The sequence below is a fragment of the Emticicia sp. 17c genome (genome assembly GCF_037153985.1).
GTDB lineage: Bacteria > Bacteroidota > Bacteroidia > Cytophagales > Spirosomataceae > Emticicia.
In genome coordinates this window covers 178,034-198,588 of sequence record NZ_JBBAYI010000012.1, presented here as the reverse complement: position 1 = coordinate 198,588, position 20,555 = coordinate 178,034, and the positions used below count along the sequence as shown (strand labels likewise).

Genomic DNA, 20,555 nt, shown 5'->3' with positions numbered 1-20,555 from the left:
TATAGGTTTGGTCACTTACAATTTAAGCAACCGATACCCTTTTTCAAAATTTAAACATGCTCTTACTAGCAGAAAACACAGCAAATTTTAATCTCGCAACTTTTAATTATATAATGCTATGCAAACAAAACGATTATTCTTTCTGCCCGTGATAGTATTGGCACTAATAGCTTTGCCTGCCTGTGAAAAAGACAAAGATGAAATTCCGGCAGATACTGTGACTATTTCGGGCCTTACCTGCTCAAGTGCCGCTTTTTCAGGAACGGCTACGGCCGGAGTAACTTATAATGGGGTGTTTACGGTGCCATATATTGGCGGAGATGGCAGCGAGTATAAATCAGATAATGGTTCTTCATCTATCGGAGTTACGGGCTTATCGGCTATTTTAGTGCCGGGTACGCTGGCAGTAGGGGCTGGTATGCTTACTTATGCCGTATCGGGTACACCCACGGCTGGCGGAAATGCTTCGTTCAATATTAATTTTGGAGGGCAGAGCTGTATTGTAAGTTTGCCAGTAACGTCCTCTGACAATGTGCCTGTACCCGTGCCTCAATAATAACAATGCTAATGAAAGCTAAAGGTGAGTTTGGAAATAAAACCCGTATGGTTTAGTTTTATAGTATCTTCTAAACCTTGAAGTTCTATGAAACTCAACAGTACTTTTCTATTGCGTCTGGCAATAGCCATTATTTTGTTTATGCACAGCATTCCGGGAATGTTAAATAATGGCGTAAACGATTTTGGTAACCTTTATTTAAATCAGATTGGCTTTGCTCCGTTGGGCGTTCCGTTGGCGTGGGGCATCAAAGTTTCTCATCTACTGGCTGCTTGTTGTCTTTTACTTGAGAAATACATCAGGTTTGCCTGTTTTGTTACTATTGCCATTTTAATAGCGGGCATTATTATGTTGCATTATAAAGAAGGATGGTTTGTAGTAGGAGGGGGCAGAAATGGCGTAGAATTTAATTTCCTGCTGATTGCTGGCTTGTTAACTATTTTATATCCGAACGGGTTGAAAAGTAAAATGGCAAAATAAGATGAGTATCCGAATACTTTTTTATTCGGATACTCAGGTATAGCTTATTCCAGATTTTTGAGTTCTTTCAACAAGCCTTCTATTTGTTCTAAGGTATTAGACGGAAAATTAGAAATTCTGATTTGAGAATCTTTATTAGGGCCATAACCGCTACCAATAATCATGTTTTTTTCTTTTAGCGCATCAATAATTACTTTTGATGGCTTGGTGGTATTGGCTACAACTACGGTTTTTGAACGGTGTTCGGCATTGGCTACGGCAATGCTACATAAGCTACTATTTTCGAGAAACTTATAAATTTTCTTGGCTTTTTCTTCGGTTTCTTTTCTGATAACATCAATGCCTGTTTTGTTCATGTCTTCGGCTACTTTGCCTAGCAGATAAATCCCCAATACGTTAGGTGTAGCAGGAGTTTCAAAGGTTTCAAAGTTTTTCCAGAGTGTTGGCAGGGTATGATGCGCACCTATATGCAGACCTTCCTGTTTTGAAAGTTTTTTGGCTTTATCCAGACATTTTTCGTTGGCAATCCAGACTCCTAAACCAGCGGGTAAGCCAAAGGCTTTTTGTACAGAAAAGAAAGCCGTATCAATCAGTTCCAAATCCAGTTCAGGAATAGGGGCTGACGATACCATATCAACTGCTATAAATTTTTTTTGATTACTACGCTTCAGTTTATGAATGTCTGCCTCACGCATTTGTACGCCCGTACTGGTTTCGTTCTGGGTAGTGCAAATCAGTTCGGCATATTCGGGTACTTCTACTTCGGCATAACTGAAACCCTCTCCAATGGGTTTTTCTTGCTTATGGGCAAATTTATTGAGGCTTCCGGCGTATTTATAGAATTTTTCAGAGAAAGAACCATTTACCAGATGGAAGCTCTCGTGTTCAACCAGATTGAGCAGGATACGCTCCCAGACTTCAGAAGCTGAGCCTGTAAAGAAAATGCCGGCACTTTCAGGAATACCCATCAAGACCCGCAGGTTTTCTACACAATGCTGATAAATTTTTCTGAATTGTCCGCTTCTATGCGAGATTGACCCTATTTGTTCATCAACGGCCTGTTTAAGAAATTCCTCAAATTTGGGATATAATTCGGCTGGTCCGGCAGTAAAATATATATTCTTCATTGCGCCAAGAGTTTCAAGAAACCAAATGTAAAAAAAGTCATTGAAAGGCTGAACCCCTCAATAATAAATGCTTTAAAAAGTATAATTCTTTCTTGATATGTTTTTATTCAGGCAAGAAAGTAAGGTAACTTAGCTCACCTTCGTTAAACATTTCCTGCGTAATATTTTGCAGGTCTGTGGCTTCAATTTGTTTAATTTCCGAGAAAATGCTTTCGAGGGATTCAACCCTGCCGACATCCAATATACTTTTTGCCATCATAAGCATATAGCTCTGATTGCTCTCTTCTGCCATCGCTAATTGCCCCATGAGTTGTTCTTTGGCAGTATGTAACTGTAATTTACCCAATGGTTTTTCTTTCAGAAGTTGCATTTCTTTCAGAATAAGTGCAATGGCTCGGTCAAGATTGGCCTTGTCGGTGGCAAAATAAATACCCAAAAAGCCTGTATCAATAAAAGGCGAATAGTTGGCATCAATGCTGTAAACCAAGCCGTATTTTTCACGGAGTGTCATGTTCAGGCGCGAGTTCATACCCGGGCCACCAAACAGATTTACTAACATAAAAAATGGTAACCGACGCTCGTCGGTCAATGAGTAAGAGGGTCTGCCAATAGCACAATGGGCTTGGGTAATACTTTTAGTGATACTTACCCTTTGCGACTGATAACTTTGTGGCGGTATACGCTTCAACTCTGTTTTGCGTTGGGGAACATCCTTGAGGTATTTTTCAGCAATGTGTATGGCTTTCTTAAACGGAATGTTGCCAACAATTGAAAAAACAATCTTGTCGGTATCCATATTCTCGTTAATGAACTGCTGCAAACTTTTTCGGGTAAACGATTTTACGCTGTCTTGTGTACCCAGAATATTTGCCCCAAGCTGATGATTGGCAAAAACAATGCTGTCAAAGTCATCCTGAATGGCATCTTCGGGAGAATCCTGATACATCGACATTTCTTCCAGAATTACCCCTCTTTCTTTCTCAATCTGATTTTCTGGGAAAGTCGAATGGAAAGTAATGTCGGCCAGTAACTCTACCGATTTCTCGAAGTGATTATCCAGAACAGAGGCGTAAAAACAGATTTTCTCTTTGGTTGTGTAAGCATTAAGTTCGCCACCTACCGATTCTAAGCGATTAATTATATGATAAGATTTGCGCTTTTTTGTACCTTTGAACGCCATGTGTTCCCAGAAGTGGGCCAGACCCACCTGATTGGGCTTTTCGTCACGGCTACCCATGTCGAGCATTAAGCCGCAGTGTACAATTTGTGTATAGGGTACCTGACGGTGTGCAATTCGAATACCATTGGGTAATGTATAAACTTGATATTCCATAAAACCCCTAAAGGGAAAAAATATTTAGTGTGTTATCGGGCGGTATGAAGCCCCAATATCTAATTACAAAATTAATGAAAAGATAGTTCAATGCGAATAGGTTTTGATGCAAAGCGGGCATTTAACAATTATACAGGGTTGGGCAATTATAGCAGGTTTGTGATTGAATCTTTATTAGCAAACTGCCCTGAACATGAGTATTTTGCGTATACGCCTAAAGTAAAAGGGCAATGGCTTGAGTCTCTGGCTGGTTTCCCTGCCTCTCTGACGCTGAAATTGCCTGTGTCTTACGCCAAAATGCCCGGCGCATGGTGGCGAAGCTGGTTTATTACCAACGACCTGCGCCATGATAAAATTAATATTTTTCATGGGCTGAGTAATGAGATACCGTATGGCTTAAAAAAAGCAGGAGTAAAGTCGGTGGTAACTATTCATGACCTGATTTTTTTGCGTTATCCTGGGTTGTATCCTGCAATTGACCGATTTTTTTACCAACGCAAATTCAGGTATGCCTGTGCGCAAGCTGATGCCATAGTGGCTGTTAGTGAACAAACCAAGCAAGATATTATTGATTTTTACCAGATTCCGGCCGAAAGAATTAAAGTAATTTATCAGGATTGTCAGGGGATTTTCTGTCAGCGTATCGCCAACACTGCTATTATTACGCAGGCAAAACAAAAATACAATCTTAGCCGGCCTTATATTTTATGTGTAGCTTCTTTTTCTGAAAGAAAAAATCAGTTGCGGCTCATAAAAGCCTTTCAGGAGCTTGGAGGGCAGGCGTATGATTTGGTATTGGTAGGGGGGAGGTCGGCTTATATGGAGCAACTTCAGCAATATGTTGGTAAGGCTAACCTGAGCGAGCGGGTTCATTTCCTGAATGGAGTACCTGCGGCAGACTTGCCTGCTTTGTATCAGGGGGCATCGTTGTTTGTATACCCATCTTTTTTTGAGGGTTTTGGAATACCTATCGTTGAGGCATTGCATAGTGGTGTGCCTGTGGTAGCGGCTACGGGGTCATGTCTGGAAGAAGCTGGCGGAAAGGGAGCTTTATACGCTAATCCGCTAGATGTGAACGACCTCGCAGCAAAAATGCAACAAGTACTAAGCAACGAAAAATTACAGTATGAGCTAATAACACAGGGGCAGGCGCATATCAGGCAGTTTTCGTCTGACAATATTGCCATGCAGTTGAAGCATCTATACGAGAGCCTCTAAACAGCTATTAAAATAAAATAGGAGCAAAACATATTTTGCCCCTATTTACCAAACTACTTGTAACAAAATGATTTTATATTAAAACTCTTCGTCAAGCGAGAATGACATTTGTTCTTTTTGTGCCATTACGCCTGCTTTCTGATATTCGCCTACACGTTTCTCGAAGAAATTGGTTTTACCTTGTAGCGAAATCATATCCATAAAGTCAAACGGATTAGAGGCATTAAAAATTTTATTTAACCCTAATGATTCTAATAAATGGTCGGCAACGAATTCAATGTACTGGCACATCAGGCTGGCATTCATTCCAATCAATGACACCGGTAGCGCATCAGTTACGAATTCTTTTTCTATTTCTACGGCATCTTTCACAAGTGCATATACTTTTTCAGGAGCATATTTGTTCTGAATGTACTGAGTATATAACAAACAAGCAAAATCGCGGTGTAGCCCTTCATCGCGTGAAATCAATTCGTTCGAGAAGGTGAGGCCGGGCATTAAACCACGTTTTTTCAGCCAGAAAATAGAACAGAAAGAGCCAGAGAAGAAAATACCTTCTACTACGGCAAAAGCCAGTAGGCGTTCAATGAAGTTACCGTTGTCAATCCAACGTAGTGCCCAGTCGGCTTTTTTCTTTACACACGGAATATGGTCAATGGCATTGAGCATTTTATCACGCTCAACAGGGTCTTTAATATAAGTATCAATTAAAAGCGAATAGGTTTCTGAGTGGATATTTTCCATCATAATCTGGAAGCCATAGAAACATTTCGCTTCGGCAAATTGTACACGTGAAATAAAGTTAACAGCCAGGTTTTCGTTAACGATACCATCCGAAGCAGCAAAAAAGGCCAGCACATGAGAAATAAAATGACGCTCACCGTCATTGAGGCTTTCCCAGTCTTTTAAATCTGGCGACAAGTCTATCTCTTCGGCTGTCCAGAAAGAGGCTTCATGTTTTTTATAAAATTCCCAGATATCGTTGTGTTTGATGGGAAAAAGAACAAATCTCGTCTTATCCTCAATAAGCAGGGGCTCTACTTCCAATAATTGCTCGTCAGTCATACTTGCGGTTTTTTTAGGAGTTAATCAATCGTTCTCATGTATATATCAATAGTAAATCAAACTTACTGATTTAAACAAAAGTATGCAACGATTGTTTTTAGAATTTTTCCAGATAATTTTTAAATTACTGATAATCAAGTCAGTTTTATCCTAAGAATTTTTCCAGATAAAATCTTGTCGGATTCAGTATAATTCCCGTAATTTTCGCCTACAAACCTAAGCATATATATTGCTTGAAATTTCAATCCTGAACCACTATTAATTATGTTAAAAAAAACTGTTATTGCCTTTACGGTAATTATCTTTCTATTGCTCGGCCTATTGTTTTTACCACCTTTCGAACACATTCGTAATTATCTTTCATGGGGTAAACACACTATTTTTGACTTTAAGACTCACCATACACGGGTAGTCGAAAAAGCCGTTACGCCTCAGCCGTGGGTGGCCGATTCTCTCTATAATCAGGTACGTATCCCTGATTCACTCCTTGCAAAGATTGATTCCAACAATACACACGCTTTTCTGGTAATCCAGAACGGCAAACTGTTGTACGAAAGGTACTGGGATGGCTATACTAAAGAGAGCATTAGTGGTTCTTTTTCGGCCGCTAAGAGTATAATAGCTATGTTGGTAGGTATAGGTATACAAGAAGGCAAAATAAAGTCTGTCGACGAGCCTGTGGGTAATTACGTGCCACATTTTGCAGAGGGTGACCTTTCAAAAGTACGTATCAAAGATTTACTTACCATGAGTTCTGGTACAAATTATAAAGAATCAGACCAGAGTTATATGGGCTTGTCGGCCAAATTATATTATGCCGATGATGTTGAATACGTAGTAAACCTGATGGAACCTAAAGAAGCCCCCGGCGTAAACTGGGAGTACCGGAGTGGTGATACACAAGTGCTGGGCCTGATAGTAGAGAAGGCTTTCGGAAAGGATATTTCTACATTGGTATCTCAATATTTCATGAAGCCTATGGGGGCCGAGCATGAGGCATTGTGGCTGCTTGATGGTGAAAAAAAACATGAGAAGGCTTTTTGTTGTTTTAATGGTGTAGCACGTGACTACGCTCGCTTTGGTGAGTTGATGCTGACTAACGGGCGTTGGAAAAACAAACAGATTGTGCCTGAATGGTATATGAAAACGGCTCTAAGTCCGGCAAATTACCTCAAAGACCCTACCGAAGAGGGAAAGCCTGTCGGGTTTTATGGGTACCAGTTCTGGATAGTAAACCATAAAGGAATGGCTATTCCGTCAATGAACGGGCTTTTTGGGCAATATGTATATGCTATCAAAGAAAAGAACGCCATTGTTGTGCGTCTGGGCGAAACAAAGGTGGTAAAGCCTGTGCATCATTTTCAGCCTGAAAACTTTACTTACATTGATGCCGCGCTTTCGATTCTGAAATAGATACGTAACTCGGATTGGTAATCCGACAAGAGCAGTACTATAAAGTTTGAGGCGTAGGGGCGTTGATTAACAAAATGCGCCGATTGTAAACATTAAATAGAAAAAAGTGTTACTTTTTTCTGAAAATCACTTCTAATCTCAATAGTTATAAAAAATACGACCTATGCAATCATCGGGATTTAAACTCAGATTTATCATCGGGATAATTATGGCATTTGTTGCCCTGATTAGCTATTACAGCAAAAATCAGACAAACCCCTTTACTGGTGAAGACCAGCACATTGCCTTAACCCCCGAACAGGAAGTTGCAATGGGTTTGCAAAGTGCCCCTCAGATGGCGCAGGAATACGGCGGGGTGTATCCCGACAACGAAGTGCAACAACAGGCCAAAGCCGTAGGTAATAAGATTGTCAGTAAACTGGAAGACGAAGCCAAAACCAAAGGAATAGCTATTCCGTATCAGTTCGATTTTCATGTGCTGGCCGACGCGCAAACCGTCAATGCCTTTGCACTACCGGGCGGGCAGATTTTTATCACTGTTGGCTTGCTGAAACGCCTCAAAACAGAAGCGCAGCTAGCGGGTGTATTAGGCCATGAAATCGGGCACGTGATTCACAGACACTCGGCCGAGCAAATGGCAAAGTCAGATTTTTATCAAGGGCTTGTAGGGGCAATAGCCACAGCCACTACCGACCCGAATTCGGGTATGGGTGCAGGGCAGATAGCTCAATATGTAGCACAGATTCAGCAAATGAAGTTTGGTCGTGAAGATGAGTTGCAGTCAGACGAGTTCGGGGTTAAGTATATGATAGAGGCGGGTTACGACCCCAATGCCATGATTGAAGTAATGGAGATTCTGGAAGAAGCGAGCGGGGGCGCACAGCGCGACGAATTTATGAGTACTCATCCAAGCCCTGCCAATCGGATTACTAAAATCAAGGAACATATTGCCAAATACGGTGGCGGCAAATACTAGACACAATAATTTTTGTCTGTCCTCTGGGAGCCTTACAAGGCTCCCTTTTTGTTTATTTTCTGCCAAAGGCATCAATAAAACACTTATATTTGTCAATATTGAACTAGGAAAGAAATATTTTCAGGAGTTTTACGTATTAATCCTGAAAAAATCCTGCTTTAACACATGAACGTGCTTGACTTAATTTTTATCATTCCGCTTTTATATGGGGCTTATCGTGGTTACATAAAAGGGCTTTTTATCGAAATTATTGGTGTAGTAGCTTTTGTAATTGCCATTGTGGTCGGATTCAAATTTCTGGGTTATGGCATGAACCTGCTTGCACCCGCTATCGGCGAAAACCTAGCTAATCGTTTTCTGCCTTACCTGAGTTTCTCGATTATCTTTTTCCCTACTATTTTTCTGATTAATAAATTAGGCTGGATGATGCGCCGCGCCCTGAGGTTTACCATACTTGGTACAATTGATGGCTTTGCCGGAGCATTGGTTGGGGTATTTACGTGGCTTTTTGGTATCAGTACCTTCTTGTGGTTAATGAGTGCCATTGATATAGTTTTGCCCAAGCATCTCACTAAAGAATCAATTACGTATCCGGTAGTGACTAAAGTAGCTCCAACGGTTATTTCTAAAGTATCAGACTGGATTCCGGCTGGTGGAAACTTAATCAGGCAATTAACCAACCATGATAAGTAAAAACAGGTAAAAACACAGATTAGCCTTTTTTCTGAATCTCTAGAAATAATTAACCCCAAGCGTACCATAGTTATTAACACGCTTGGGGTTTTGAATATGTCTTATTTGTAATTAAATTATATTACATCTTTGGGTTTATTTACCACTACTGTTTTTGCCGCCAAATCATGAATAGCTTGTTTTGAGTCATTAGTAAAGACAAATAGAAAAATAAGAGGAAAAGAATTAGATATAGCTTTTATTATATTTCTGATAACAATTGCTTCTTTTGTAAGGTCTCCTCCTTTTGTTGATACAACTTGTTGCTTAAGTACCAACTTGCCTACTGAACACCCTTTTAATAGAATATCACACACAAGAAAATAGATAAAAGATATGGCTAGCCCTGCCAGATATAATTCTTTTGCTTGAGAAAGTAATGCAAAAGAAATAGCCCAGATAATAGCAAAATCAATAATATAAGAGAGTGCTCTGTTACCTGTTGTGCTTATTTGTGTGCCAGAAGGGAGCGTAATCAGATTGGCTCTTGAGAGTACATAATCTTCCCAGCTTCCTTGAAAGCCGGATAACCGAACCAGTTTGTCATTGGAAAGGAATGTAAGTACACATAAGAGGCTCACTAAAAAGCCTAAAATAATTACCATAATAGCTGTGGAAGTGCTCATCACTTTGTCTCCACGCTTAAGAACTATTACATTATCACTGATTTTTATGTTACTACTAGTAAATAAATCTCTGACATCGTTTGGTAAACTCAGCCCTGAATATTTCCCTTCAATAGTGAAAGCTGGCGAACTGAAATAAGAACTGTCGAGTTCTTTATCAGTCACATGAGTATCATAGATAACCAATCTGGCGGGCACTCTATCGGTGTTCTGTACAATTGTCATTTTGCCTGTGCTATCTTTGGCTATGCTGAAAGCCAGCGAATCTTTAGAAATGACCTTATTTAAGCTATCAACTTTATTGAAGTCAAAACTTGCCTGCACTTCATTTTTCGGATAAACAGGGTAGTAGATTCCTTCTAAGGAGTTCGTTTTTTCTTTTCTTAAATGGACATAAGAACCAGCAGGTACAACAGCATCTTTGATTTTCAAATAAAGCGGTAGGTCTTCAGCAGGTGTTTTAAAAAATTCAGCTAAAGTCATTTCGACAGGTTTGCCCGATTGAATGTTAAATTTCAGGTCTGGGAGTCCAAAACTAAAAATAGCAACAAATCCTACTACTATTCCGGCCAACCTATATAAAAAACTAATTCTTTTTAAGATAACAACAGTTCTGATAATTACTTCTTTCATAAAGCAGTATGAGGAGGTTTAGGTGAAAAATTGCTTAAAAGTAGATATTTTAATAGTAATTGAGAAGTCTTTTTTATTCGGCGAAAGAAAATATTTCTGAGTATATAATTACCAATATGGTACAATAGATGGTTGTTTAAAGAAAATAGCCATAATTTAAGGGCATCTACCTACGAAAACAGAATACTATGACCACACGTAGAATAAGAAGAAGATATAGCGTTAGCGATGCAAAACCTACATTGTTTAGTTGGTTTATCAAGAAAAAAGCCCTCAAGAGAGGGCCTTTTCTGGAAAAACTATGATGAAACAATTCTACTTGATATTTTTGATTTTAATACTTCAAATATAATGTTTTTCTTTTCTAAATTATTGAGTTATCCACAATTTTGTTGAGTTCACATTTGCTCCCCCTGTTGCAGCCTTGAAATTATCAGCATTGTATGAGATTTCATTATCTGGATATACAAAACGGCTGTAATTAGCAAAGTTACCAGTGTAATATTGTGTATTTGAAGTCGACATCGGCGTTTTATCGCCAGTTCTTCTTTTCAATGTCCAAGCATCAAAAGGTTGTCTGAACTGGTCAATCCATAATTGGGCATAAATCTGGCTAAGAGCTTTAGCAGGGTCAGCCGAATATGCTACCATCGGGTTGGTTAATAAAGCAGTCAATTCGGCTTGCGTTGCAGTGGCAGAAGTTGGTTTTGCAACTGTCCATACCGACGATTTGAATGCGATTCCTTTCCACATATTTACCGATGCTTTAACACCAGCTTCATACTCTGTTTTAGCAGTAGCGGCATTGGCAGCAACACCCAAACCTCTGTTATAGATTTCAGCTTTAATAAAATGCACTTGCGCGGCTGTCAGAATTAATTCAGGTATGCTTGTTAAATCCTGCTCAAAATAAAGGTTAACTGGTGAGTAAAGATTGCTCGCTCCTTTATCGCTCCAGGCAGTGTAACGCTTTTTGTCATACGGAGTACCACCTTCGGTTGGTGTAACACCTGAAATTGGGTTTTGTGGATACGCTACCCATTCACCTGCATTATTTGGCTCATAGAAAATTTTGGCACGAGGGTCAAAAATACCACTACCATCTTTATTATCGTTTTCTGACATCCAGTGCCACATAGTAGAGCCCATTCTCAAATAACAGTTAGCCGAGAACGACCACTCACGCCATTGTAATGATAACCCTAGTTTATCAGGCCAGATGCCGATGTTATCGGTATCGGCTAATAAAGGTTTAGTCAGGGCTTCTGTAATATGTGTAGTAGCCAGAGTTTTATCTTTGTCGTAGATAGTAGTTGCTATATACAAACGCAGGCTATTGGCAAATTTTGACCACATAGCTACATCACCTTTGAAAAGCGTTTCATAGTTGCCTAACGAAACCTGAGACGCATCTGTTTTAAGGTTATCAACTGCCCATTTAAGGTTAGTCAGAATATCAGCATAGATTTCCTGTTGAGTATTGTATTTCGCTTTGTATACTCCTGTGCCTTTATCGGCTGCTAATGCTGCAAATCCGGCTTCTTTATAAGGCATAGCACCATAATAATTGGTAGCTTTAAAGCTCTTATAAGCCATAATAACTTTTAACATTGCCGAGATATTGCTCATTGAGTTCGGGTCTGAACTTTTCGCAATGCGGTCTTCAATTACGCGTACGTTAGCAAGTGTGTAATAGTAGTTTTCCCATACAGCATCTTTGGCGTTATCGTACGGGTAAGAACCCGACGTAATAGCCGCCTGCTGCGTAATAGGGTATAACCACGCATTCATTACCGACTGCTCGCCAGCCGTAAGAGGCAATGAACTTACCACGGCATTGAACATTTCCGGTACAGATGCACTATTGGGTTTGTCCCACGGTGCGTTAATTTCTTCAAAATCTTTCTTACATGATACCGACGTAATCAGTAAGCCAGCAATAAATATTTTCGATAGATATTTCATGATTCTATGTTTAAGAGATTATAACCTTGCTTTTAATGAGAAACCTAAATCACGCGTACCTGGGTATTGTGACCATTGGAATGCTTGCGCGTTACCAATACCGTTAATAGCCTCAGGATTCATTCTATCAGGCAAGGTGGTGAATAAGTAGAACAGGTTACGGCCAACAAATGATACGTCTAGTCCTTGTAAGAATTTAGTACGTTTTACAATAGCCGATGGTACAGAGTAAGTTAGGTTCAACTCACGTAATTTAGCCCATGAGTTCTCGAAAACGAGGTTGCTTCTTGGCATTTTTACGTTCGACCAACCCATGTACTGGCCTGCATATTTATACATGTAATGTACTACGTCGGTGTTTTTAGTGCCATCAGCAAATACACCTTCCAGAATTACACCGTGGTTAGCTGTGCTACCGTCAGGGTAAGTGTATGGTAAGCCACCGCCATTTCTTTCAAGCAATGTGCTTGGCGACAAACCATGGCCCATAGAAGCACCGTAGTCAGCCGAGTAAATATCGCCACCCCATTTGAAGTCAGTCAGGATGTACAAGCTAAAGTTTTTATAACGGAAAGTATTGCTCAAACCACCTGTTAATTTCGGTGTAGTGTTACCAATAGCCACAGGGTCAGCAGTGGTTACGTACTGAGTTCCTACTACTTTATCGGTTGTTTTATCAATTACTTTTTTCACAACTTTTTCTCCGTTCAGGTAAGTGTAGTCATAGCCATAAATAGTACCATAATTTTCACCTGCTTTTACGTACATTAAAGCACCGTTAGTACCCCACAAGTCGGCCAATGGATAACGGTCGATACCGTCAGCCAATGAAATAACTTTATTTTGGTTATGCGCACCGTTTAGGGCTAAATCCCATCTGAAAGCACCTGTGTTGATTGGCGTAGCTCTTACAATAAACTCAAAGCCTTTGTTAGCTAGCTCACCTGTATTAAAGGTAACTGCCGTAGCACCCGACGAAGTTGCTAGCGATGAACTTAAAATCTGGCTTGTAGCTCTTGTCTGATAATAAGTAAGCTCCATGCTTAGTTTACCATTAAGGAAGCCTAACTCAGTACCAATTTCAAACGATTTGTTTCTTTGTGGTTGTAACAAACCAGCCGGAGGCAAAGTAGTTTGTAAGCTACGAACCGGCAAACCACCAAACGAGGTCGAAGCCGTACCATTAATAGTGTTAGTAATGGTAGAAGTATTATACGTATATTGTGTTTGGTAAGGATTTGTACCATTGGCACTTTCGGCTAACGATACTTTTAATTTACCATAACTTAACACGTTCTGATTTTTGAAGGCATCAATAGCTTCAGTAAATACAAAACTCAAACTTCCTGAAGGGAAGAAATAAGAAGAAGTAGCAATAGGCAAAGTTGATGACCAGTCGTTTCTTCCAGTTAATTGCAAGAACAAGTAATTGTTATAAGATAAATCCAAGATACCGAACAACGAGTTCAGATTCAGGTCATATCTGGTTTCGCCAGTGGTAATTTTGGTTTTATCAAGGTTGTTGTTCAGATAATATTTGAACGGAACATCGAAGTTACCAGCATTCCATGAGTTAACGCCGTGGCTTCTGCTACGCAATGCCGAGTTACCTATTAATAAGCTACTGTTGATTTTTGAACCGAACAAGCCATCTTTATGAAGAGTTGTGAAGGCTTCAAAGTTTAAATCCTGATTGTTAATGTTTTCCATACCGTATGCACCCTGAATACCCGCTACATCAACTGGCGTATTTTTACTTTCGATAGAAGTAGCCGCGTTGTTGATAGAGGCACGGCCCGCAAGGTTCAACCAAGGTGTAACATCGGCCGATAAACGGATAGAACCTAATAACTGGTTACGAGTAAGGTACTGGTTGTTTTCGTAGAATTTCCAGAACATATCCTTAAACGCGTTGTTGTTGTAAGGATAATATTTGAAAGGTGAAGTCTGGTCGAAATTATTTTTGCTTCCGTCTGGTAATTTATATGAGTCCAGTTCTAACGGAATATAATCGCGTGACATCCCGTGAATCATGAAGTTTGCCCAACCATTATCGTTTGCCGACTCAGGTGTATTCAAACGGTTATAGTTTGTATAGCTGGCAGTAATTTCAGCTTTTACCTTTTTCGAGATATTTAACGATGACCCCAAGTTTACGTTAGTTTGGTCATAGTTACTATTCGGCACAATTGCTTTGTTATCTAGTCTGGTTAAACCCACACGTAGGGTTCCGTAATCACCACCACCACTGAACGATAAATTGTGTGTATTTGTATTGCCAGTCTGGAAATAAGCCTTTCTGTTGTCTGGTTGTGGAGCCCATTTACGTTTTACGCCATCCCACCATACTAGCTCAGTGCCATCTAGTTTATGGCCCCATGAAGCCGCCGGACCATACCAGCTAAAAATATCCCAAGATGAATAACCACCCGGTATAGGGCCACCACTGCGGTAATTGTTATTTACATCTTGAGCATCCCAAGGGTAGTTGCCTGGGTAACGTAACTGGCCATTAGCAGTGGTTGGGAAAGGCTGTGTAGCCGACCACAAAGCCGACGCCGCACCGTATCCGTATTCATTCTGCACATCCATGAAACGGTAAGCCGTAGTTGATAATGACGAGAAGTTATAGTCTAAACCAAAGCCATCTCTTTTACCACCTTTTTTGCTGGTAATCAGGATAACCCCGTTAGCACCGCGCGCTCCGTAAAGGGCTGCTGCGTTAGCACCCTTCAATACTGTAATATCTTCTACTTCATCGGTATTAATAAAGTTCAGGAACGAACCCCAGTCTTTAGGGCTGGTTACGTCACTGCTTTTACCTTGTGTGCCACCAATCGGGTCGTTTTGTACCTGAATACCATCAACTACAATCAGGGGTTGGTTGCTGCCTAAGATACTGTTGTTACCTCTGATAACAATTCTTTGTGAGCTACCTTGCACACCATTGGGTACAGATATATTTAAACCTGCCGATTTACCTATCAAACCTGACGCAATATCAGGTGGGGCAGCTTGTACTAAATCTTTAGAAGCGATTTTCTGAGCAGAGTAACCAATTGATTTTGCTTCTCTTTTAATACCTAAGGCAGTTACTACTATCTCGTTCAATTGTTTTGAGTCTTCTACTAATTCTACATCAATAACCGAACGCCCGGCTATATCGATGTTCTGGGTAGTAAAACCAATAAACGAAACCACAATTGTACTTTTTAAATTAGGTACATTTAAAGAGTATTTCCCTTCTGGGTCAGTTACGGTTCCGGTTGTTGTACCTTTGATAGTGACAGACACTCCGGGTACGGGGTCACCATTTGAAGTTACTTTACCTGTAACGGTCTGGGCTAATACTGGCAGGCTAAAGCCCATCAATAATATTAACACCAACTTTGGTAAAAAATTTCTCATATAATTTGACTTGGGTTAAAAATGATTGCTGTTAAAATTTGATACCTTTTTTTTCTCCTGACTGATACGTAGGAGATGAAAAGTACTGAAAAACCGCTTGCTGACGGTATCATGCAGAAGCAATAAATAATTGATTAAGTACGATTACCTACTATATACTTTGCTTCCATAGTGAGGCGAGGAGTTCAACGTAAATTTTAGCGATAAACAACTGATTTAGGGTTAAACATATTTGATACTAGTGTAACTAATAGCTCTGGCAGACTGAGTGGTAGCGGCCAGAGTTGAACAGGCTTACAGAGGTAAAAAATGCGTAGTGGACCTAATAAAGCGGGCTAAAAGCTGCTGTCTTGTAATGGTTTAGTTAAGGTATAGTTTCGGTTAGGGTTGTTAAGATTTTTTAAAAAAATATTATTTATGGTTACAAACATAAAGAAAAATTATTTAATAAAAACTAATTATTAAATTTTTTTAAAAATATATGTAATGTTAATAAATTTTATATGATATTTAGGCTCGATTTACAAAAAAGAGCCTACCAAGCACATAGTCTTGCCTTTTTTTTGATAAATTGCTTACTATATACTATTAAAATATTTTATCCTAATCTTAAATCACTCCTATCTACATGCTTGCTTACTGCTGCCAACTCCAGCAATAGCGTAGTGTGGGCCTAACCTTATTAATAAAGAAATGTCAGAACCAACCCTAGAAAACGAAATTGAAGTGACCAGCAAAGAGTCGGTCATTGATATAAAAAAGAATAGGCAAAAAAAAGGAATCCTTTCAGAACTGTATTTTAATGAAACGAACACCATTTCTGAGTTATCACATTCATTACATATCAGTATCCCCTCTATAACAGCCCTCATTGAAGAGCTAGTGGAAGAAAAATGGATTATTGAAACCGGCTTTGGGGTTTCAAAACAAGGCCGCCGCCCTGCTATCTACGGTATTAATCCGAAAGAAAAGTTCGTGATGGTGCTCGACATCAATACCCACGATACCAAAGTATTTATTCTTAACCTACGTAATCAGGTAGTATTTACACAGGTGTTTGATTTAAAGCTAAAAAACAATCCTTCGTTTCTTGAAACACTCTTTGGCTTGGTCGATAATGTAATTGAACAAAAAATTACCAAAGGCAAAAAACTGATTGCATTGGGGGTGTCTATTCCGGGGCTTGTAAATAAAAACACAGGTATTAACTACACCTATAAAAGCCTTAACAGCGAGAACAAATCGTTGGGGAAATCTATCGAAGAGCATTTCAAACTTCCGGCATACGTTATTAATGACTCAAAAGCAACAGCCTTTGGCGAGTATCGTTTTGGGTTAGCCAAAGGAAAACACCATGTGTTATCAATTAATGTTGACTGGGGCATTGGTTTAGGTATTGTGGTGAATGGAGAAATTTTCGATGGAGCTTCGGGCTTTGCAGGCGAGTTGGGGCATATTCAGGTAAACCCTGACGGTGTGCTGTGTACCTGTGGCAAAGTAGGCTGCCTTGACACCATTACCTCGGCTTCGTCGCTACTTAAAAATATTAAAGATGGCTTGCGGCAAGGGAAAGTATCGAAACTAGGCGAATATAAAGACAAAATCGAAGATATAAATCTGGAAATGGTTATTGAAGCCGCCCAGCAAGGCGATGCCTTCGCCATTGATATTATTCATAACATCGGCCTTGAGCTAGGCAAGGGGTTATCTATTGCCGTGCATTTGTTTAACCCGCAGATAATTATTATTGACGGGGTGTTGTCAAAGGCACAGAAACTGATTGTTAACCCGATTGAACACGCCATTAATAAATACTGTTTAACCGACTTCAAAGAAGATTTAAGAATAGAAATTTCACAGCTAGGCGAAAATGCCAAGATATATGGCGTTCATACCTATGTAGTAGAAAACCTGCTGAAAGCCGTATAAGGCGTTTCATTTAATGACATATCTATAAAGTTCTCTAGTCAATGCAAAACCTCAACCGAAGAGATTTTATCAAGACCACCTCTCTGGCCGGAATCGGCATTATGGCAGGTAGCCCTGTTTTCGCTGCCGATTTCCCGACGGTACGTGTGCCTGCTGAAAAAAGAAATTTTACCAGTGCGCTTATCGAAGCTACTATTCAGCGAATGAAATCGTCGATTAAAGATACCGAACTGGCTTGGTTATTTGAAAACTGTTTCCCGAATACGCTGGATACTACGGTTATCTTTAAAACTAAAAATGGCCGGCCTGATACTTTTGTAATAACAGGTGATATTCATGCCATGTGGCTGCGAGACAGCACCGCACAGGTATGGCCCTACTTACCTTTAATCAAAGAAGATAATCGCCTGAAAGAACTTATTGCAGGGGTAATTAACCGCCAGGCCGAGTGTATATTAATTGACCCCTACGCCAATGCGTTTAACGATGGAGCAGGGAAGTCAGAGTGGATGTCGGACCATACAGAAATGAAACCCGAACTCCATGAACGAAAATGGGAGCTGGACTCACTTTGCTACACTGTTCGGTTGGCTTACCATTACTGGAAAACCTCTGGCGATGTTAGCGTTTTTGATGAAAAATGGTTACAGGCAGCCAAACTGATAATAGCCACCTGCCACGAGCAACAACGCCTGACTAGCAGAGGTAAATACCATTTCGGACGAACCACCTCGTGGTCGACAGATACAGTGCCAGGAAATGGCTATGGTAATAATACCAAACCAAATGGTTTAATACATAGTATCTTCCGCCCGTCTGACGACGCCACAATGTATCCGTTTCTGATACCGTCCAATTTGTTTGCAGTAGTCTCTTTCAGACAACTAGCCGAGATTTCAGAGAAAGTTATTAAAGATGCCACCTTTGCAAACGAATGTACAGCATTTGCTAATCAGGTTGAGGCAGCTATAAAGAAAAACGCCATTATAAAACATCCGGTATACGGGCAAATCTATGCTATGGAGGTTGATGGCTTTGGGAATTGCCTCTTGCAAGACGATGCCAATGTGCCTAACCTGCTGAGCCTTCCGTATCTGGGTGCCGTAAAAGCAACCGACCCCATTTACCAGAACACGCGTCGGTTCGTACTGAGCGACAGTAACCCTTACTTCTTTAAGGGCAAAGCGGCCGAGGGTATCGGTAGCCCTCATACACTGGTTAATCAAATCTGGCCCATGAGTATCATCATGCGTGCTATGACCTCAAATAATGACCAAGAAATTAGTAAACAACTGCATTTTCTGAAAAATACGCACGCTAATACAGGATTCATGCACGAGTCGTTCGATAAAGACGATGCCAGTAAATTTACCCGCAAATGGTTTGCATGGGCCAATACCCTTTTCGGAGAACTGATGCTGAAAATTGAGCGCGAACGCCCACACCTGTTAAAGCAAACTTTTTAAGATTTTATAGCAGGCTGTAAAAATAATAACATTACAAACCAACAAGTACGGAAAAGGTAAATGAAAGCAATGGGTATTGCTTTGATTTTTACTTGCCCCAAATTCTGAACAAATGAAAAAAACGGTAATGATTGGCCTGATGGCCATTTTCGGACAGACACTTTTGGCACAGCAGCATTCTGAACAAAACCATGATAAATATGTGGTGCCAGCAGACCCTCAGGTGAAACAAAAACTAAATCAGTGGCAAAATGTAAAGTTTGGTTTAATGATGCACTGGGGTACTTACAGCCAGTGGGGAATTGTAGAAAGCTGGAGCCTTTGCCCTGAAGATGAAGGCTGGTGCGAACGTAAAGGCCCTTATAAAGATAACTGGTATGAATACAAAAAGGCTTACGAAAACCTGCCCAAAACTTTTAATCCGGTACAGTTTAATCCTGAAAAATGGGCCACTGCCGCTAAAAATGCGGGAATGAAATACGTGGTTTTTACAACCAAGCATCATGATGGCTTCTGTATGTTTGATACCAAACAAACCGACTATAAAATTACCAATACGCCTTTTGCTTCAAACCCCAAAAGTAATGTGGCAAAAGAGGTATTCGGTGCTTTTCGTAATGATGGTTTCATGATAGGAGCGTATTTTTCAAAACCTGACTGGCATTCTAACGATTACTGGTGGTCTTATTTTCCGCCTAAAGACCGTAATCCGTCGTATCATCCGGCAAAATACCCTGAAAAATGGAAGAGCTTCAAACAATTTACTTATAATCAGATTGAAGAATTGATGAGCGATTATGGTAAAATGGATATTTTATGGCTAGATGGAGGCTGGGTACGCCCTTTCAGTACAATTGATTCTTCGGTTTCGTGGCAAAGAACAATTCCGTTCGATCAGGACATCGACATGGCGCGTATCGCCAGAATGGCAAGGGGGCATCAACCGGGTTTGTTGGTAGTTGACCGTACCGTAAGCGGAGAGTTTGAAAATTATGTTACGCCTGAGCAGCAAATTCCAGATAAATACATGCCTATACCGTGGGAAACCTGTATGACGATGGGTGACTCATGGAGTTATATACCGAAAGAAAACTTCAAACCTGCCCGAAAATTAATACATATTCTGACCGACGTAGTATCGAAAAATGGTAACTTGCTGTTGAATATTGCCCCAAGTCCCGAAGGAGATTTTCATGCAGAGGCATATCAGCGTTTGGAAGAAATCGGAAAATGGATGCAGCAAAACGGCGAAGCCATTTATAATACCAGAGGAGACAACGAAATAGGGAAACAAAATAAGCTCGTTTTTACACATAATGCCAACACTACCTATGCCATTTATAGGGCCGACGAAGGCGAGGCACTTCCGGCAAGTATCGAAATCGGAAATCTGGCGTTATCGAAAAACACATTAATAAGTTTACTGGGTAATAATGAAAAACTGAAATGGGTAGCAAAAGATGGGAAGGTAACAGTGCAGATTCCTGAAAAAGTAAGAAAAACCACTGGTAACAGTTATGCTTGGGTATTAAAAATTGTCAGACAATAATAATACGCATAAACTTTAGTTTTGAGAAATAATGCAGACATCAATACCTCATAATTACTTTTACCAATGTTTTGAAATG

The 20,555-nt window shown here is 40.1% G+C and carries 15 protein-coding genes; 9 read left to right on the top strand and 6 right to left on the bottom strand.

Features of this window, described 5'->3' with window-relative positions; genetic code table 11:
- The first annotated feature begins 118 nt into the window (after window positions 1–118).
- Both WAA15_RS20755 and WAA15_RS20750 read left to right on the top strand, forming a co-directional pair.
- The gene (locus WAA15_RS20755) at window positions 119–556 is read left to right on the top strand and encodes a hypothetical protein (protein ID WP_337044758.1); all 438 of its coding nucleotides are present in this window, start codon (window positions 119–121) and stop codon (window positions 554–556) included.
- Window positions 557–643: 87 nt separating this feature from the next.
- Window positions 644–1,036 (top strand): hypothetical protein, encoded by a 393-nt coding sequence (locus WAA15_RS20750; protein ID WP_337044757.1) that lies wholly within the window; start codon window positions 644–646, stop codon window positions 1,034–1,036.
- 44 nt (window positions 1,037–1,080) lie between these two features.
- Here the strand turns inward: WAA15_RS20750 and WAA15_RS20745 are convergent, their stop codons facing one another.
- Both WAA15_RS20745 and WAA15_RS20740 read right to left on the bottom strand, forming a co-directional pair.
- On the bottom strand, window positions 1,081–2,163 hold the full coding sequence (locus tag WAA15_RS20745) for an aminotransferase class V-fold PLP-dependent enzyme (protein ID WP_337044756.1): 1,083 nt from the start codon (window positions 2,161–2,163) through the stop codon (window positions 1,081–1,083).
- A 103-nt stretch (window positions 2,164–2,266) separates the two neighbouring features.
- The gene (locus WAA15_RS20740; protein ID WP_337044755.1) at window positions 2,267–3,496 is read right to left on the bottom strand and encodes a M16 family metallopeptidase; all 1,230 of its coding nucleotides are present in this window, start codon (window positions 3,494–3,496) and stop codon (window positions 2,267–2,269) included.
- Between the two features lie 90 nt (window positions 3,497–3,586).
- Between WAA15_RS20740 and WAA15_RS20735 the strand changes: the two genes are divergently transcribed.
- Window positions 3,587–4,714 (top strand): glycosyltransferase family 4 protein, encoded by a 1,128-nt coding sequence (locus tag WAA15_RS20735; protein ID WP_337044754.1) that lies wholly within the window; start codon window positions 3,587–3,589, stop codon window positions 4,712–4,714.
- A 78-nt stretch (window positions 4,715–4,792) separates the two neighbouring features.
- Here the strand turns inward: WAA15_RS20735 and WAA15_RS20730 are convergent, their stop codons facing one another.
- Entirely contained in the window at window positions 4,793–5,779 is a 987-nt protein-coding gene (locus WAA15_RS20730; protein ID WP_337044753.1) for a ribonucleotide-diphosphate reductase subunit beta, read from the bottom strand.
- Window positions 5,780–6,043: 264 nt separating this feature from the next.
- Between WAA15_RS20730 and WAA15_RS20725 the strand changes: the two genes are divergently transcribed.
- The 3 genes from WAA15_RS20725 (at window position 6,044) to WAA15_RS20715 (ending at window position 8,861) form a co-directional block, all read left to right on the top strand.
- On the top strand, window positions 6,044–7,192 hold the full coding sequence (locus tag WAA15_RS20725) for a serine hydrolase domain-containing protein (RefSeq protein ID WP_337044752.1): 1,149 nt from the start codon (window positions 6,044–6,046) through the stop codon (window positions 7,190–7,192).
- A gap of 163 nt (window positions 7,193–7,355) precedes the next feature.
- Entirely contained in the window at window positions 7,356–8,168 is an 813-nt protein-coding gene (locus tag WAA15_RS20720) for a M48 family metalloprotease (RefSeq protein WP_337044751.1), read from the top strand.
- A gap of 165 nt (window positions 8,169–8,333) precedes the next feature.
- Complete coding sequence (locus tag WAA15_RS20715) at window positions 8,334–8,861, top strand: CvpA family protein (RefSeq protein ID WP_337044750.1); 528 nt, start codon at window positions 8,334–8,336, stop codon at window positions 8,859–8,861.
- A gap of 116 nt (window positions 8,862–8,977) precedes the next feature.
- Here the strand turns inward: WAA15_RS20715 and WAA15_RS20710 are convergent, their stop codons facing one another.
- The 3 genes from WAA15_RS20710 to WAA15_RS20700 form a co-directional block, all read right to left on the bottom strand.
- Window positions 8,978–10,159: an RDD family protein gene (locus tag WAA15_RS20710; protein ID WP_337044749.1), complete on the bottom strand. Its 1,182-nt coding sequence runs from the start codon at window positions 10,157–10,159 to the stop codon at window positions 8,978–8,980.
- A gap of 369 nt (window positions 10,160–10,528) precedes the next feature.
- Complete coding sequence (locus WAA15_RS20705; RefSeq protein ID WP_337044748.1) at window positions 10,529–12,124, bottom strand: SusD/RagB family nutrient-binding outer membrane lipoprotein; 1,596 nt, start codon at window positions 12,122–12,124, stop codon at window positions 10,529–10,531.
- Window positions 12,125–12,142: 18 nt separating this feature from the next.
- Entirely contained in the window at window positions 12,143–15,532 is a 3,390-nt protein-coding gene (locus tag WAA15_RS20700; RefSeq protein WP_337044747.1) for a SusC/RagA family TonB-linked outer membrane protein, read from the bottom strand.
- A gap of 693 nt (window positions 15,533–16,225) precedes the next feature.
- On the opposite strand from WAA15_RS20700, the gene WAA15_RS20695 reads away from it, so the two are divergent.
- The 3 genes from WAA15_RS20695 (at window position 16,226) to WAA15_RS20685 (ending at window position 20,476) form a co-directional block, all read left to right on the top strand.
- A complete protein-coding gene (locus tag WAA15_RS20695; RefSeq protein ID WP_337044746.1) occupies window positions 16,226–17,461 on the top strand; it encodes an ROK family transcriptional regulator in 1,236 nt (411 codons plus the stop codon).
- 41 nt (window positions 17,462–17,502) lie between these two features.
- The gene (locus WAA15_RS20690; protein WP_337044745.1) at window positions 17,503–18,927 is read left to right on the top strand and encodes a glycoside hydrolase family 125 protein; all 1,425 of its coding nucleotides are present in this window, start codon (window positions 17,503–17,505) and stop codon (window positions 18,925–18,927) included.
- A 112-nt stretch (window positions 18,928–19,039) separates the two neighbouring features.
- Window positions 19,040–20,476: an alpha-L-fucosidase gene (locus WAA15_RS20685; protein ID WP_337044744.1), complete on the top strand. Its 1,437-nt coding sequence runs from the start codon at window positions 19,040–19,042 to the stop codon at window positions 20,474–20,476.
- Window positions 20,477–20,555: the final 79 nt, after the last annotated feature.